Source organism: Ponticoccus litoralis (assembly GCF_039769985.1).
GTDB classification, from domain to species: Bacteria; Pseudomonadota; Alphaproteobacteria; order Rhodobacterales; family Rhodobacteraceae; genus Ponticoccus; species Ponticoccus litoralis.
Map to the genome: position 1 here is coordinate 16047 of NZ_JBDNCH010000004.1, position 15933 is coordinate 31979.

Here is a 15933-nt window from a genome sequence, read left to right on the forward strand (position 1 = left end):
GCGTCAGTTGCCGTCGCGACAGGAGAACATCACCTTCCACTCGCCGTCCTGGCAGACTGTGCCGTCCTGCTTGCGGATTTCCACCCAGAACACGACGATCCCGCGGCCACCTTTCGAGGTCGGGCGAACGGATTCGACGCGTTGGAAGACGTGGATCGTGTCGCCAATCATGATCGGCGCTTTCAGGTTCCAGTCCATGCCGAGGAAGGCGATCGCGGTGCCTTCCTTGATGCCAAGGCGGCTTTCAAGGCCGGTGGCGACGGCAAAGGCGGCGGGACCGTGAAAGATGCGGGTGCCGAACGCGGTGGTCTTGGCGAATTCCTCGTCGGTGTGGATCGGATTGAAGTCACCGGTCAGGCCGGAAAACATCAGAAGATCTGCTTCCGTGATGGTCCGTCGCGGAGTGACCCATTCCTCGCCGACGGTGAAGTCTTCGAAGAATTTTGCGTTGGGCCCGACAAGGTTGGCGATGTCAGTCATTCGGGTGAACCTTCCTAGAAGTAGCGGGGATGCCGGCATGCAGCCAGCCATGGTCAACCTTGAAGCTACACTGAATTTTTTGATACCGCTACGTCTTTTTTGACCCGAGCGTACTAAAAAGCGCTATAAAGTTTAGAGCGCTCCGAAGACGGGGTAGCCGGTGGTCCAGCTGCCGGTGTTTTCAAGCTGTGCCGACAGCCGCAGAAGTCCGGTCTCGTCCCCGAAGCGCCCGATGAGCTGGACCCCGATGGGCAGCCCCGTCGCGGTCTGGTAAAGTGGCAGGCTGGCCGCCGGTTGCCCTGAGGCATTGATGATCGCAAGGAACGTCGTGTAGCTGCCGATGTTGCGGCGGAAGCCGAGGAAGTCCGTATCGGTGCTAATCTCGCCCAATCTTGCCGGTGGGCGTGTCAGGGTGGGGGTCAGCACGAAATCGTAGTCGAGCATGTAGCGCTCGAGCGTGCGGCCAAGTGCGTGGAAACGGTTGATCGCCAGCCCATAGGTTTCGGCGCCCACATCTTTTCCCATGCGATAGGCGTCGAAGAGCGCCGGTTCGAGCAGCGCTTTCGGATCCTTCTCGGGTGCGCCGCGCAACACGCCGTTCACCGTAAGGGTCACGCTTGCGGCCATCACGTCGATCATCGCATCGAGGAATTTGGAGAACTTGATCCCGGGCAATGCGGCCTCTTGCACCTCGTGGCCGAGGTCACGCAGAAGGGTTGCCGTGTGGGCCGTCGCGGCCTGGCACTCGGGATCGATTGCGATCCCCTCCCGGGCCTCTGTCCAATGGGCGATGCGCAGGGGGCGGTCGAATGGCCGGTCAAGCTCGGCCAGGTACGAGGCGGGCCGGGGCGGTGCCGCGTAGGGTGCGCCCAGCTCCATGCCGGCAATTCCGTCAAGGGCGGCGGCGGTATCGCGTACAGTGCGGGTCAGGACGCCGTCGGTTGCGAGGCCGCCCCATGCCTCGCCGCGCACCGGGCCGAACGGGATCAACCCGCGCGAGGGCTTCAGTCCGTAAACCCCGCAACAGGCGGCGGGAATACGGATAGAGCCGCCGCCGTCGCTGCCATGCGCAATCGGTACGATCCCGGTTGCAACAGCCACGGCAGCCCCGCCCGACGAACCGCCGGATGACCGGCCAGTGTCCCGTGGGTTGCGGGTTGGGCCACCGTTGGCGCGCGCCTCGGTTGTGGGGGCCATGCAGAATTCGGGCGCGGTGGTTCGCCCGAACGGAAGAAAGCCCGAGGCCTCGAAACGCTCGGTCAGCGTGGCGTTGATCGGCGAGGTCATCCCCGCGAACAACTCCGATCCGACGCTGCCCTCCAGAAAGGTCGATGCAAGGCCCGAGTCCTTGAGGAGGAAGGGCAGGGCGCCGAAAGCGCCCTTCGGCTGCGCCATGGCGGCCATGGCGCGCGCGGCCTCCGGCTTGGTGAAGCACAACGCGTTTACATGCGGGTTCACCGCTTCGGCGCGCGCGATTGCGTGCTCCATCAACTCTGCGGCTCGTTGTCTCGCCCGCGTGCAATGCAGCCGCGAGCCCAAGGCCATCATGGCGCAGATAGTCTTGTGGCGTCATTGGTTCGCCTCCGCAGGGGTTGCATCGAGTTCGGCCTTCAGTGCTGCCTTGTCGATCTTTCCGGTCTTGCCCTGCGGCAGCGATGGGCGGAAAAGGTAGTGGCGCGGCACCTTGAATTCGGCGAGGTGCGCCTCGGCATGGGCTTTGATCGCGCCTGCCTCGACCTGTGCGCCGTGGCGAAGCACGATGAAGGCCACGGGGACTTCGCTTAGAATGCGGTCCGGCTGGCCGATCACGGCCACTTCCTGCACGGCGGGATGGGCGGCCAGCACAGCCTCGACCTCGGCGGGGGCGATGTTGGCACCGCCCCGAATGATGATGTCCTTGCTGCGTCCCGTCAGATAGTAGAACCCGTCGGCATCGCGATAGCCCAGATCGCCCGACCGGAAGAAACCATCCTGCATGGCCTGTGCGGTCAGATCCGGTGCGCCGTCGTATCGGGTCATGGTCGCCGCGCCGCGCACGGCCAGTTCGCCGATTTCGCCATCGGCGCAGAGGCTGCCATCCTCGGCCAGAACGCGGACATCGGCGAGGGGCGCCGCCTTTCCGATCGCGGCTTCCGGCACCGGCGCCGGGTCGGTCGGGTAGCGCCCGAAGATCGGGGTGGCCTCTGTCATGGCGTAGTAATTGTCGATGTGCTTGCCGAAACGGTTCCGGAACCGCGCCATGGTTTCCGCCGCCAGCGGCGCCCCGGCGCTGACCAGGACCCGGATGCCCGCGAGGTCGAACACCAGATCCCGCTGCTCGCAATACTCCAGCATCATCGAATACATTGTCGGCACGCCCTGGAAGTAGTCGACCTGATGCTCGATCATCGCCTCCAGCACCCGCGCCGGGTGGAACCTGTTCAGCAGCACGACTTCGGCTCCGGCCTGCAGGGCGACGGCGCAAGCGGTGGACAGGCCGTAGAGAAACCCCGAGGGCAAGGCGACAAGCACCCGATGCCCGGGCGTGATGTCCCACATCTGGCGCAGGGCGATTGGCGCGGCCACCTGCGCGGCCTGGCTCAGCATCACGGCCTTTGGAACACCCGTCGAGCCCGAGGTGTAGATGAGAAGGAAGTCCTCTTCAGGGGTCGCGAGCCGAGTGCTCCCAGCGCGCGCGGAACCCTCAGGGGTGGCATTCAGCGCTTCGAGGTGGCGGAAGCGATCTCCGGCGGCTGCCTGACCGATCCCGGCCATGTCGTCGGATACGAAAAGCAGGCGTAAATCGCTGTGCCTGACGATATAGCCCGCCTCTTCAGCGCTGAGCGCCGCGTTCAAGGGCACGAAGACGAGCGCAAGCTTGGCCGCAGCGTAATAGGCGAACAATGTCTCCGGGCAATTGGCGGCAAACACGCCAATCCTGTCCTGCCGCGCAACACCCATGCCCCGCAGGATCTCGGCCACGCGGTCAACCTCGGACAGGAAAGCGCGATAGGTCAGCGTCTTGTCGTCAAAGCGCAGGGCGATGGCCTCGGGCGCGGCCGCCGCGGCATCTGTCAGAGCGGCATAGACCGTAGCCGGAGGAGGCGAGGGCTGCATGTGGGAGGCTCCTTCGGAATTGGTTTGGGTCATCTTGGCAGCGTGGCGTCCTGGCGGGCGGCTTCGCTGGCGAGGGTCGAGAAGTCCACGCCCTGGCAACCGGACATATGGGTGATCAATTCATCGAGCATGGCGATGCGGGGGCCGCGTCCGATGATCTGCGGGTGCATGGTCAGGGTGAAGACACCGCGTTCCTGCGTCCTGCAATGGTCGAACTCGTCGCGCCAGATCTCCAGCACCTCTCGCGGTGTGCGAAGACCCGCGTAGAGCGGCTTGTTCAGGAAGGTGAAGTAGGGGAAGTCGTCAAGCTCCCAGGATACCGGCATTTCGATGACCGATGAGACCGGACCCTGTTCGAAGCGTTCCTGATCAACGACATAGCCCCGACGCGCGCGATAGGGCAGGAAATCGTGCCCCATCATCGAACTGTCGTATAGCAACCCTCGGTTTTCGAGCAGCGCGATGGAATTCTCGGACAGATCGAAAGCGGGCGAGCGGTAGCCCTTGGGCTGGAACCCGCCGCCCACTGCCTGCGACAGCTTCTCGATCGAGCGGTCGAGAAGGTCGGCTTCTTCAGTTTCGGTGCGCCCCACCGGGGCCTCGTGGCAATCCCCGTGGAGGGCGATTTCGTGCCCCCCGTCGCGAATGGCCGCAAGGGCATCCGGGAAGGACACCGCGGTATGCGCCGGTACGAAGAACGTGGCGGCAATGTCGTGGCGTGCCAGAAGGGTCAGCACCCGGGGCACACCCACATCGGCGCCATACTGGCCGCGTGACATCGGCGTTGCCGTCGTTGCCCGGAACGACCCGAGCCAGAGCGATACCGCGTCGAAATCGAAGGTGAGACAAACCGTGGTCATCGGGTCATTTCGCCGTCCAGCCGCCGTCGACGACGAAGGACTGGCCGGTCACGTAGGACGCCCCTTCGCCCAGCAGGAAGGCGATGACCCGCGCAATCTCGATCGGATCGGCCTTGCGAGCCATGGGCACCGTGCGCGGCAGCCAGTCGGCATCAACTCCGACGCCGCCCATCTTGGGGGCATTCTTGCCCAGCAAGGCCAGTGAGTTGTTGCGGATGTCGGTGGCAATCACGCCGGGGCACACGGCATTGACCTCGGACACCTTGTGCCGCATAGGCGCAGGCGATCTGCTTGGTCAGGCCGATCACGGCGTGTTTCGAGGCGGTATAGGCAGGGCCGTCCGCCGCGCCGACAAGCCCGCCGACCGAGGACACGTTGACGATGCTGCCGCGACCGGCCTTCGTCATATGTCGCAGCGCCGCGCGACATCCGAAGAAGGTGCCGCGCAGGTTCACGTCAAGCACGTGGTCCCAGAGCGCATCGGTGGTTTCCGTGCAGGTCGTGAAGCCGTCGAAGACGGCGGCGTTATTGATGAATCCATCAAGCCGCCCATGCCGCGCGACGGCATCATCCACAAATGCATCGACCGCGGCGCTTTCGCGCACATCGGTGACGTGAAACTCGGCGCTTCCGCCTGCCGCGTCCACCGCAGCGATGGTTTCGGCACCCTGATCCGCCAGCACGCCGCCAATGATCACCTGTGCACCGCAATGCGCCAGATGTTCGACCGTGGCTCTGCCAATGCCGGTTTCGCCGCCCGTGATAAGAACAACCTTGCCGTTGAGATCGGACATGCAACCCTCTCCTTCGAGTGAAATCTTCATGGGTATATTAAATATACCAAGAAGTATTTTCCAGTGCTAATTGGGTCCGGTCGCGCCCGGCTGCCGCCAGCCGCGTCAGATGTCCTTGCAGAGGCGCAGCGCGTCGTAGATCGCCGCATGGATGTTCCGACTTGCCAGGCAATCCCCTAGGCGGAACAGCATGAAGGCGCCTTCCGGGTTGTGGGCAATCGTCTGCGGTACGTCCGGTCAGCAAGGCGCGATGGTCGATCTCGCCATGATTTCGGGACGCGACCTTGAGCCTGTGGAACAAGTCGTCCACCGGCGTCGTGCCCTGCTCGGATACCACGAGGTCCACCACCCGTTCTTCCAGCCGGCGGCTGTATTCATTGGCCAGTACCGCGACCAGGCGATTGTCCTCTTGATAGACCTCCTGCAGCCGCAGATCGGGCGACAGGACGATCTCTTGCGCGTATAGCTTGCGCAGATGCGCGGCGGCGTTGCTTGACCCGACATCGGGGAAGGCGCGGCGATCGGGGAAGGCGAGTTCGACAGTCGCGCCCGCCTCGGCAAGCACCAGAGCGACGCTGGGGCCCTGATGGTCGCCCTTGTCGTCGTAGACCAGTGCCGATTGCGGCTGCCCGTGCCGTTCCTTCCGGGGCGTTCCACGACGTGACGCACAGCTCGGCGCCCGGGAAATCGCCCTTGTTGGGACGTGCACCCGTGGCGATGAGCACCACATCGGGGGCCTCCGCCAGGATGGCCTCTTCGGTCGCGATGGTGTCCAGCCTGACATCAACGCCCAGCTTGAGCACCTGCGCACTCAGCCAGCGCCCGATGCCTGACATCGCCTCGCGCCAGGAAGGACGGGTGGCAAGCTGCATCTGGCCGCCCAGTTTGTCTGTCGCCTCGAACAGGACGACCTCATGGCCGCGCGACGCGCAGACCCGTGCTGCTTCAAGCCCGGCTCGGGCCACCGCCGACCACGACAACCTTGCGCAGTCCCGAGGTCTTGCGCACCAGTGTCTGCGGCAGGTGCTCTTCGCGTCCGGTCGCCGGGTTGTGCAGACACATCGCGGGGCCGAAATCGAGCTGGTCGATGCAATAGGCGGCCCCGACGCATTGGCGAATATCGTCCGGGCGTCCTTCCATCAGCTTGCGCATGATGTGCGGGTCCGAGAGATGCGCGCGGGTCATCCCGACCATGTCGGTTGCGCCCTCAGAGATGGCGCGTGCCGCAGTGTCGATGTCCTGAATGCGCTGCGCATGCAGGATCGGCAGGTTGATTTCCGAGCGGAATGCCATCGGCAGGTGCAGGTAGGGGGCAATCGGAAACGACATGTTCGTATTGGTCATCGAGAACGTGTAGTGCTCGTAGGATTGGCCGCCGTAGACATCGAGAAAATCGATCATCCCGGTATCCTCGAGGCGTTTCGCGATCTTCAGGCATTCCTCGGGATGCAGGCCTTCGGAATGGTATTCATCGCCGGGCACGCGCATGCCGACCACGAAATCCGGGCCGACGCGCTTGCGCACGGCTTCGAGCAGTTCGAGCGAAAAGCGCATCCGGTTGTCGAAGCTGCCGCCGTAGCCATCGGTGCGCCGGTTGCAGAACGGCGACCAGAATTGCGCGAAGATGTGCGGGCCGGCTGCCGACAGCTCGACCCCGTCCAGGCCGGCCTCACGCGCACGCCAGGTGGCAGCGGCGAATTCCTCGATCACACGGTCGATATCATGTTGGTCCATTTCGCGCGGGAACGACCGGTGACCCGGTTCGGGGATCGGGCTGGGCGCCATGGCCGGAATCCAGTTCTCGGTGTTCCAGGCCATGCGGCGGCCCAGGTGGTCGAGCTGGATCATCACCGCCGCGCCATGGGCATGCACCCGCTCGCGCATCCCGGCCAGATGCGGGATCACGCCGTCATCGGCCACCCGCAGCTGGCTCCAGAGCGCGGCGGTGTGCTCGGGTGAGACCGCCGTTGTGCCGCCGAAGATCGTCAGCCCGATGCCGCCTTTGGCCTTCTCTTCATGATAGCGGAAGTAGCGCTCTGTGGGCAGGCCGTCCGAAGCGTAGCCCGGCACGTGGCCCGTGCTGAAAATCCGGTTTCGGATCATGAGTGATTTGATCTGAAGTGGCGCAAGCAACGCGTTGTATTTCGACACGTTTGTATTCCCAATGGTTTGAGGGCGCTGCTCAAAGCACCGTCTCGGAGTTCCGATGTTCAGCACGTCCGGCCTGCTTTGCAAGGCTTGACGGGAGGCTATGGCCGAAATAACGTACTTTCAAGTATAAATTAATACACAGAGGTACGCCGTGCGGTCGCGCGCGCAGATCTCGACGAAAAAAGGAGCCCCTCGTGAAGACTGCAGTTACCGAAATGTTCGGCATTGAAGCCCCGATCTTTGCGTTCAGCCATTGCCGCGACGTTGTCGCGGCCGTTTCGAAGGCGGGCGGCATGGGCGTCCTGGGGGCTGCCTGGATGACGCCCGAGCACCTCGAGCAGGAGCTCAAGTGGATCGATGACCATGTCGATGGCAAGCCCTATGGCGTGGACATGGTGTTCGCCGCGAAGGCTGAGGCCATCGACATCGGCACCAACCCCCGCAACGTGGTCGGCAAGCAGCAGTACGATTTCATCAACGGTTTGATGAGCGAAGACGGCGTGCCCGAGCTTCCGACCTCGGAAGTGGAAGGGTGGTACCGTGAATATGCGGAAAACCTCAGCTTCACCCAGGAGAAAAGCGAGGCGCTTCTCGATGTGGCGATGAAGTTCCCGATCAAGTTCATGGTCAGCGCGCTGGGGCTTGCGCCCAAGCATATCATCGACAGGATGCATGCCGCGAACATCAAGGTGGGCGCATTGATCGGCTCGGCGAAACATGCGCGCAAGCAGGTTGAGGCGGGCGTCGACGTGATCATCGCACAGGGCTCCGAGGCGGGCGGACATGTCGGCACTGTCAGTTCGATGGTGCTTTGGCCCGAAGTTGTCGACGCCATCGCGCCGGTGCCGGTTCTTGCTGCCGGCGGTGTGGGGCGTGGGCGCCAGATGGCCGCTGCCATGGCGCTTGGCGCACAGGGTGTCTGGACGGGGTCGGTCTGGCTTGGCACGGTGGAAAGCGAGCTGAACCCGGACCTGCGCGAGGTGCTCTATGACGCCAGTTCGGAAGACGCGCTGATCACCTACGGCTATACCGGCAAGCCCTGCCGGTCGCTGCGCAGCAAGTTCACCGATGCCTGGGCCCGCGATGATGCGCCCGCCCCGCTTGGCGTGCCCTATCAATCGATCCTGTCAGGCGAGCCGTTCCGCCGCGCCGAACGCGCCCATCGCAAGGATTGGATGACCTATGCGGCTAGGCCAGATCGTCGGCCAACTCAAGGAACCGACGACCGTGAAGGAAGTGGTCTACGACATGGTGTCGGAATACTTCGATACGATGGAACGCCTTGAAGGTCTGAACGAGGCCTGAACGATCCGAAACGGTGCGGCTGCATGTGCGGACCCGCCGAGAGATATCAAGTACTGGAGAGCGAGATGTCCGAGACCTTCCGTGCCATGTTGATCGAGGATCAGGATGGCAAACCCAAGGCCGCGTTCCGCGACCTGACTTTTTCGGATCTGCCTGATCACGACGTGCTTGTCGAGGTCGCCTATTCGACCGTGAACTACAAGGACGGTCTTGCGATCACCGGCAAGGGCCGCATCGCCCGTCGCCTGCCGATGGTGGCCGGGATCGATCTTGCGGGCACGGTCGTCGAAAGCCGCAGCCCGGATTGGGCGCCGGGTGACAAGGTGATCGTGAATGGCTGGGGCCTGTCCGAGACGGAATGGGGAGGCTACAGCCGGTATCAGCGCCTGAAGCCTGAATGGTTGACTCGTCTTCCCGAGGGTTTCGCGCTTCGGGATGCCATGGCGATCGGCACCGCCGGTTACACTGCCGCCTTGTGCGTTGCCGCGCTGGAAGACTGGGGGACGATCGCCCCCGGCGGTAAGGATGTGCTGGTGACCGGCGCCGCGGGCGGAGTGGGGTCGACCGCGATCAGCCTGCTGGCGTCGAAAGGCTACAACGTTACTGCCGCGACCGGCCGGCCCGAAACCCATGACTACCTGCGCGCCCTCGGCGCTGTGAACTTCGTCAGTCGGGAAGAGCTGGCTGAGAAGGGTGGGCCCTTGCAGAAGGAACGCTGGGCCGGGGCAGTTGATTCCGTGGGGTCGACGACACTTGCGAACGTTCTGGCGCAAACCTGCTACGGCGGGGCGGTTGCGGCCTGCGGGCTTGCGGGCGGGTTTGACCTGCCGGCCAGTGTGATGCCGCATATCCTGCGCAGCGTTGCCCTGATTGGCATCGACAGCGTGATGGCGCCTCAGGCCAAGCGCGACCGTGCCCGGGCTCTTCTGGCCGATCATCTCGGCAGGACAAGCCTTGCCAGCATCGCCGGGGTCGAGCCCATGCACAAGCTGCCCGAGCTGGCCGCCGATATCCTTGCGGGCAAGATCCGCGGGCGGGTCGTGGTGGATCTGGAGGCCTGAAGCGGACTCGACAAGAACGCGCACGGCCATAACTGCCGTGTGCATGCTATTGAAGGAAAAGCGGTGTCGCGGAACGGCGACAGGCGCGTACGCTGAACCGGCTCAGGCGCCTGCCTTGTCTTGCAACAAGCAGCCGTTCAGCATGATATCGGCGAAATGCTCGGCAATCTGGGTTGCCTCGAGCGAACCGTCCGGCGTGTACCAATCATGGGTCCAGTTGCACATCCCGATGATACCACCGATCACCAGCGGGGCAGGGATATCCTTGAAGTCGCCGTTCTTGACGCCCTTGGCATAGACCGTACGGAAATTCTCGTTGAAAGCTTTCGCGCGCTGGTTGACGGTTTCGCGTTGCTTCTCGGTCAGATTGCTCTGTTCACGGAAGTAGATCGCCGACCACGCGGTTTGCTCGAGCACGTTCAGCGCATGTTTGCGGATCATCTGCCATAGCATCGTCGGCGCGTCCTGACCGGAGGCCAGAATGTCGTCCATGTCGTGTGCCCAGGCATCGTTGATTTGGTTGAAGATCGTCCAAAGGACCTGATTTTTGTTTTTGAAATAGTAGTATACGACCGTCTTCGTATAGCCGAGCTGGGCCGAGATATCGTCGATCGTCACCGCACGGAAACCGTTGGCTGCGAACAGTTCGGATGCGGTACGAGGTGATTTCGTTTTGAACAAACTCTTGCTTGCGGGCCTTGAGTTCCTCTCTCACAGATTGAGACATGGATTGGTTTACCTCCAATTTGGCCAGCTATACTGAAAAGTATGGCTTCCTTCCGGATGGCCTTTGAACTGCAACATTTTTGACCGCTGGGTATATCTTTCAAACAAGCACAGGGAAACTCAAAGTGCAACCCGGAATGGCCCCGGTCGCTCGGTGTCAGAGGTCAAGGCAAGAGCGGACGTCAGGGCCTCGCCGTCAGGTTGGTCCCGGCGCCCAACGTTTGTTACCGATGGAAGGACGGGGGCGGGCATCCGAAGGTGCCCGCCGGTTGTTCAGCGCGACACCGGCGCGCGCTTGGTCAGGCCAAGTTTCGTGCGCACTTCCGCGGGTGTCATAATCGAGGCGCCCATGGCATCCAGCATGGTGACGGTCTGCTCGACGAGCTGCTCGTTCGTTGCCAGAACATTCTTGCGCAGGAACAGGTTGTCCTCGAGACCCACCCTCACGTGGCCGCCGGCAAGCACGTACCGCAGCGCCATAGGGGATCTGATCGCGGCCCAGCGAGAAGGCCGACCAGGTCCAGTGATCGGGAATTGCGTTCACCATGGCCATCAGCGTGCCCAGATCATTCGGCGCACCCCGGGGAATTCCCATGCACAGCTGGATGAGCGAGGGATCGGGCAGAAGCCCTTCCTTGACCAGCTGTTTGGCAAACCACAGATGCCCGGTATCGAACACCTCGATCTCTGGCGTGACACCCAGTTCGCCGATCTTCTTGGCCATCGAGCGCAACATGTTCGGCGTGTTCATCATGACGAACTCGCCTTCGAGGAAGTTCATCGTGCCGCAATCCAGCGTACAGATTTCAGGCAGGCACTCGGCGATATGCTCGAGGCGTGCATCGGCACCGACCATGTCGGTCAGCTGATCATTGATCGGAAGCGGCTGATCGGGCGGGCCCATGACAACCTCGCCGCCCATCCCGGCGGTCAGGTTCAGCACCACATCGACATCCGCGCTGCGGATGCGGTCAGTCACTTCGCGGTAGAGATGCGTGTCACGGCAGGGGGCGCCCGTTTCGGGGTCGCGGACGTGGCAATGCACAACAGCTGCACCGGCGCGGGCTGCGGCGATTGCGCTGTCGGCAATTTCCTTGGGTGAGCGTGGCACATGCGGCGAACGATCCTGGTGGATCCTCCTCCGGTCACGGCACAGGTAATGAATACCTTCCTGTTCATTTCGAGCGGCAAGGTGAACTCCATTCATTCAAGGTTGTAGTCGGATGCGAAACCCGGCCAGGGGCGGGGCGATTACGCCTGGTCGAGTCGTTCGAACAGTTTCATGGCCACATTCAGCCCCGACACGCCCACCGGCCAGCCGCCGTAATGGGCAAGGTGCAGCATGATTTCCTTCAGCTCGTCCGGGGTAATGCCAAGGTTGAGACCGCCCTCCAGGTGCTCCTCAAGCTGCGGGAAACGCCCCAGGGCCGTCAACGCGGCAATGGTGATCAGCGACCGGTCGCGCATCGCCAGGTTCGGTCGTGACCACAGATCGCCGAAAAGGTGATCGATCGTCACGTTCATGAAGTCCTCGGTGCCGGGCGCGGGGGTGAAAACCTCGCCCCAGAGCGCCCGCAGCACATCCTCGCCGCGACCCCGGGCGCTCTCTGCCCGGGAAACCGGGGCACGATTATCCGCCTCGTCCGCGTGGCGCAGGACAATCGTACCCTTGGGGGCGAATGTCTCGAAATCGGCATCGGTGGCCTTGGACTCGGGGCTCTGGAGCGCCGAGTCCATTGCGGCGTTCGATGCGAAGTGAAGCTCGGCTGACATGTACCAATCGCTCGGCTCCCCGTCGGAGAGCTCGTTGAGCTTGCTCACGACCAGACGCTTGAGGCCGGGGATGGCCATCACCATTGGCGTGTGGACGTCGCGGTAATGTGCATCGAAAGCCTCTGCATCAGCCGGGGTCGTGTAGAGGATCTGAATTCTTGCCATGGGTGTTCACTCCGGTTGGTACGGGCAGGAAAAGCCACTGGGAACTTGCGGTTTCAGGCGGGACTGTGCCGCCGCCTGGGGTCTGGCCTTTCGGAGATTGCGCGGCACCGCGGGATGTCACGCCTTCTCCGGACGCCGGTTTTGGACGATGGCCAGGATAAGGATACTTATCTGACTTTAAGGTATAATTATTGGCCTGAGTAGTATATTCCCGGGCCTGGCCCCTGTCAGACACCTGTCCAGTTCGGTTCGCGTTTCTCCGCAAAGGCCACGGAGCCTTCGGTGAAATCATCCGACGCATACATTTTCTCGTAGGTCGGCAGGCCGCTTTTGCCTGGTTTCGTCTTCGCCATCGCGTCTTCGACGGGCAGCATCTCGATATGTCGAAGGACCTCCTTCATCGCGCGCATGGCGAGCGGCGCGCCTTTCGAGAGCTCTTGGGCATAGGCCCGCACGGTTTCCAGCAATTCGACCGAGTTCACGACCTGATGTACAAGACCCCAGCGTTGCGCTTCGGTGGCATCCATGCGGCGACCGCTCAGCATTAGCTCGACGGCCACATTGTAGGGGAGGCGGCGCGGCAAGCGCTGGATTGCGCCGCCATCCGGCAGGAAGCCGCGCTGCATTTCCGGCAGTTGAAAATAGGTGTGATCGGCAGCAAAGATCACATCGCAGGCCAGTGCAATCTCGAAACCGCCGCCCAGCGTTGCGCCATTCAGTGCCGCGATCACCGGTTTCTCGAGATCGTGGAATTCGGTGATCCCGCCAAAGCCGCCGGGCCCGTGACCAAGCTCGGGGTCGGCATCCAGCAGCGGATCGAACGCGGGGTCGGCAACCTCTTTCAGGTCCCATCCGGCAGAAAAGACCCGATCCCCGGCCCCGGTCAGGATGCCGACGCGCAAGGTCGGATCGTCCTGCAGTTCTTTGAAGGCGGCATAAACCGCCCGGCTGGTCTCGCGGTTGATGGCGTTCACCGGCGGGCGGTTCAGGGTGACTTCAAGGACATTCCCAAACCTTTGGGTGGTTACGATTCCGTCGGTCAATCTCTCGCTCCTGGTCAGATCGTGATCGCGGCGGCCAGCCGCGACGGGCACCACCAAAGTGGTGCGAGATTTTTCAGAACGCAGGGCGCTGCCGAACGCCCTGCATGATAATGGGAAGAGAGCGGGTGCTAGAGCGCTTGCCCGACACGCGATCAGGGCGGCCTTGTAGCGCGACTGGAAATGCGCCGTTGCATTCTCGTTCTGGGGCGTCTGCTCGGTACGTCGTGATCAGCGGGCCCGTGTCGAAGCTGCGGCTGCGCATGCCGGCATGTACGGATTCGACAACGCTGGCGTCCTCGACGCAGACCGTGTCGCAGTATTCCTGCCCCATGGCCTGCACTTCCTTGAGTGCCTCGTCCGAGAGATCCTCGGGCACGTACCAGCTGTAGTAGTAAACCGAGCGACCAACACCGAGCGGCATGATCTTGCGCAGCGACACGGCGTTGTGCAGCGGGAACACTTCCACGATGGTGTTCGGCCAGAGGAACCAGCTGTGCATGTCGCCGTGAACGTCACGGTTATCCTTGCGCGCCATGAAGTGCTTGGTGATCGGGCCGCTGAGATCGCAGGTGTAGGAATCTGTCTCGTAGATCCGGGTGATCGACGTCGCATGGACTGTCGGGCAATGGTAGCATTCGTTGTAGTTCTCGACCGAGATCTTCCAGTTGCACTCGTGCTCGATGCTACGCTCGAAGACCTTCTTCATAGAGGCGATGCCGGGCCGCTGTGCCAGCACGGCTTCTTCTACGCCGGGATAGGCTTCGGCAAGGCTCACTGCGTCGTCATCGAGGTTTACGAAGATCATCCCGAACTTGATCTCGGTGCGGACTTCGCGCAGCGAGATCTGTTCTTTGCAGAAGCCTTCGGTCTTGTCGGTTTCCGGGGCCCGGTGCAGGGCGCCGTTCAGGCGGTAGGACCATGCGTGGTAGGGGCAGACGAAGAGTTTGCGGTTCCCGGTGCCGCTTGCGATGGCGTGCGCACGGTGACGGCAGACATTGTAGAAGGTCCGGACAACCCCGTCTTCGCCCTTGGCGATCAACAGGCTTTCGTCACCGACCTTTTCGGTGAAGAAATCGCCGGGGTTCGTCACCTGGCTGACATGCCCAACGAACTGCCAGGTCCTGTAGAAGATGTGCTCTTTGTCAAACTCGTAGCAGCTCTCGTCCGTGTAGAACCGCGAAGAGATCGTTTGTTCGGTCACAGTGGTCTCCCATTTTGTGGCTTGCGCAACATCAGGCGCGGTTTGTGCGGGGTCTGAACCGAGTGGCTGGCATGTCTACGCGGTCTCATCGGAGTGGATTGCGCCGCCCGGTTCAACTTCCGCCCGATTCCCAATTGACCTGATGATCTTTCATTTATACTCTCGGGTCAATAAAATTAATTATTGAGTCTTGAGTCGGGTCGCGGTGCTCGGCTGTGGGCGGCGTCTTGCGCAGAGCAGCAAGCGTTCGGGCGTGTAGAGAAGGGAGGGCCGGATGACCGGAGCAATAGAGAAAGTCACATGCGTGGGATGCGGCGTGATCGGCGCCGGCTGGGTCGTGCATTTCCTGCGGGCCGGGCTTGACGTGGTGGCCTGCGACCCCGACCCGGCCAAAGAGGCCTATGTGCGCGCCATGATCGAGGATGCCCGGCCCCATGTCACATCGCTGGGTCTGGCAGACGGGGCATCGCCCGAGCGCTGGCGCTTTTCTACCACTCTGGAAGACGCGATCCCTGAGGCCGATCTGGTTCAGGAAAGCGCCGTCGAGAACGAGGCCATGAAGATCGATCTTTTGAAGCGGATCGATGATCTGGCGAAAGACGATGCCATTATCGCCTCCAGTTCGTCGGGCTTCCTTGCCGCGCGTCTGCGCGCCGAGATGGCAGGCGGCGACCGCTTCCTGATCGCGCACCCGTTCAACCCGCCCTACATGATCCCGCTGGTCGAGCTTGCGGGCGCCGACGGCCTGGCCGCAGGGGTGCTTGACCGCATCACCGAATTCTATCGCTCGACCGAAATGCGGCCCGTTGTCCTGAACAGGGAAATCCGCGGCTACATCGGCAATCGCATCCAGGCGGCGGTGTTTCGCGAAGTGCTGCACATCGTCCAGGAGGGCGTTGCGTCACCCGAAGACATCGATGCCGCGATCAAACACGGCCCCGGTCTTCGCTGGGCGCTGATGGGGCCCACGGAAATCTACAGCCTCGGCAGCGGCGGCGGCGAAGGCTGGTCGTTTTTCCTGAAGCTTCTGTTGGGTGAACTGGCCGACGGGTATGCCGCGCCCGGCAGCTTCGAGCCAAGTGAGGCGACACTGCAACGCTACACCGCAGGCGCCATGCAGGCGCTGGACCGGGCGCCGTTCCAGAGGCTGTGCAATCAGCGCGACGACGGTCTCGTGAAGCTCCGCAACCTGATCTCCGATCTTGACCGTGCGCAAGCCTCGCAGCCAGCGGAGCAGCACGCGTAACGACGCTGCCCCCTCCCTCTTTGATTCATCGC

General features: G+C 62.7%; 15 protein-coding genes and 1 pseudogene. 3 read left to right on the top strand and 13 right to left on the bottom strand.

Going from position 1 to position 15933, the window contains the following annotated elements:
* Positions 1-3 precede the first annotated feature (3 nt).
* The 8 genes from ABFB10_RS20730 to ABFB10_RS20765 form a co-directional block, all read right to left on the bottom strand.
* Positions 4-531, bottom strand: coding sequence for a MaoC/PaaZ C-terminal domain-containing protein (locus ABFB10_RS20730; protein WP_347168149.1), 528 nt, complete (start codon positions 529-531; stop codon positions 4-6).
* 81 nt (positions 532-612) lie between these two features.
* The gene (locus tag ABFB10_RS20735) at positions 613-1968 is read right to left on the bottom strand and encodes an amidase (protein ID WP_347168605.1); all 1356 of its coding nucleotides are present in this window, start codon (positions 1966-1968) and stop codon (positions 613-615) included.
* 81 nt (positions 1969-2049) lie between these two features.
* Positions 2050-3576, bottom strand: a complete 1527-nt coding sequence (locus ABFB10_RS20740; protein ID WP_347168150.1) for a class I adenylate-forming enzyme family protein — start codon at positions 3574-3576, stop codon at positions 2050-2052.
* 29 nt (positions 3577-3605) lie between these two features.
* A complete protein-coding gene (locus ABFB10_RS20745; protein ID WP_347168151.1) occupies positions 3606-4436 on the bottom strand; it encodes a polysaccharide deacetylase family protein in 831 nt (276 codons plus the stop codon).
* 4 nt (positions 4437-4440) lie between these two features.
* Positions 4441-4698 (bottom strand): SDR family oxidoreductase, encoded by a 258-nt coding sequence (locus tag ABFB10_RS20750; RefSeq protein ID WP_347168152.1) that lies wholly within the window; start codon positions 4696-4698, stop codon positions 4441-4443.
* Entirely contained in the window at positions 4589-5260 is a 672-nt protein-coding gene (locus ABFB10_RS24310) for an SDR family NAD(P)-dependent oxidoreductase (protein WP_430523056.1), read from the bottom strand. The genes ABFB10_RS20750 and ABFB10_RS24310 overlap by 110 nt, the downstream gene beginning before the upstream one ends.
* Positions 5261-5267: 7 nt before the next feature.
* Entirely contained in the window at positions 5268-5795 is a 528-nt protein-coding gene (locus ABFB10_RS20760) for a hypothetical protein (protein ID WP_347168154.1), read from the bottom strand.
* A gap of 380 nt (positions 5796-6175) precedes the next feature.
* Positions 6176-7447, bottom strand: a complete 1272-nt coding sequence (locus ABFB10_RS20765) for an oxidoreductase (RefSeq protein ID WP_347168155.1) — start codon at positions 7445-7447, stop codon at positions 6176-6178.
* Between the two features lie 128 nt (positions 7448-7575).
* Between ABFB10_RS20765 and ABFB10_RS20770 the strand changes: the two genes are divergently transcribed.
* Positions 7576-8667 (top strand): nitronate monooxygenase, encoded by a 1092-nt coding sequence (locus ABFB10_RS20770; protein WP_347168156.1) that lies wholly within the window; start codon positions 7576-7578, stop codon positions 8665-8667.
* Between the two features lie 84 nt (positions 8668-8751).
* On the top strand, positions 8752-9747 hold the full coding sequence (locus ABFB10_RS20775) for an MDR family oxidoreductase (protein WP_347168157.1): 996 nt from the start codon (positions 8752-8754) through the stop codon (positions 9745-9747).
* A 102-nt stretch (positions 9748-9849) separates the two neighbouring features.
* Here the strand turns inward: ABFB10_RS20775 and ABFB10_RS20780 are convergent, their stop codons facing one another.
* The 5 genes and pseudogenes from ABFB10_RS20780 to ABFB10_RS20800 all read right to left on the bottom strand — a co-directional run bounded on the left by ABFB10_RS20780 (position 9850) and on the right by ABFB10_RS20800 (position 14655).
* Positions 9850-10428 carry a TetR/AcrR family transcriptional regulator gene (locus tag ABFB10_RS20780; protein WP_347168158.1) on the bottom strand — a complete coding sequence of 193 codons (579 nt, stop codon included), beginning with the start codon at positions 10426-10428 and terminating at the stop codon, positions 9850-9852.
* Positions 10429-10746: 318 nt separating this feature from the next.
* Positions 10747-11664, bottom strand: a pseudogene (locus ABFB10_RS20785) (beta-keto acid cleavage family enzyme).
* A gap of 60 nt (positions 11665-11724) precedes the next feature.
* Entirely contained in the window at positions 11725-12411 is a 687-nt protein-coding gene (locus tag ABFB10_RS20790; protein WP_347168159.1) for an EthD family reductase, read from the bottom strand.
* 227 nt (positions 12412-12638) lie between these two features.
* The gene (locus ABFB10_RS20795) at positions 12639-13454 is read right to left on the bottom strand and encodes an enoyl-CoA hydratase-related protein (protein ID WP_347168160.1); all 816 of its coding nucleotides are present in this window, start codon (positions 13452-13454) and stop codon (positions 12639-12641) included.
* A 73-nt stretch (positions 13455-13527) separates the two neighbouring features.
* Entirely contained in the window at positions 13528-14655 is a 1128-nt protein-coding gene (locus ABFB10_RS20800) for an aromatic ring-hydroxylating oxygenase subunit alpha (RefSeq protein ID WP_347168161.1), read from the bottom strand.
* Positions 14656-14929: 274 nt separating this feature from the next.
* Here ABFB10_RS20800 and ABFB10_RS20805 point away from each other — a divergent pair, with 274 nt between their 5' ends.
* Complete coding sequence (locus tag ABFB10_RS20805) at positions 14930-15901, top strand: 3-hydroxyacyl-CoA dehydrogenase NAD-binding domain-containing protein (RefSeq protein WP_347168162.1); 972 nt, start codon at positions 14930-14932, stop codon at positions 15899-15901.
* Positions 15902-15933: the final 32 nt, after the last annotated feature.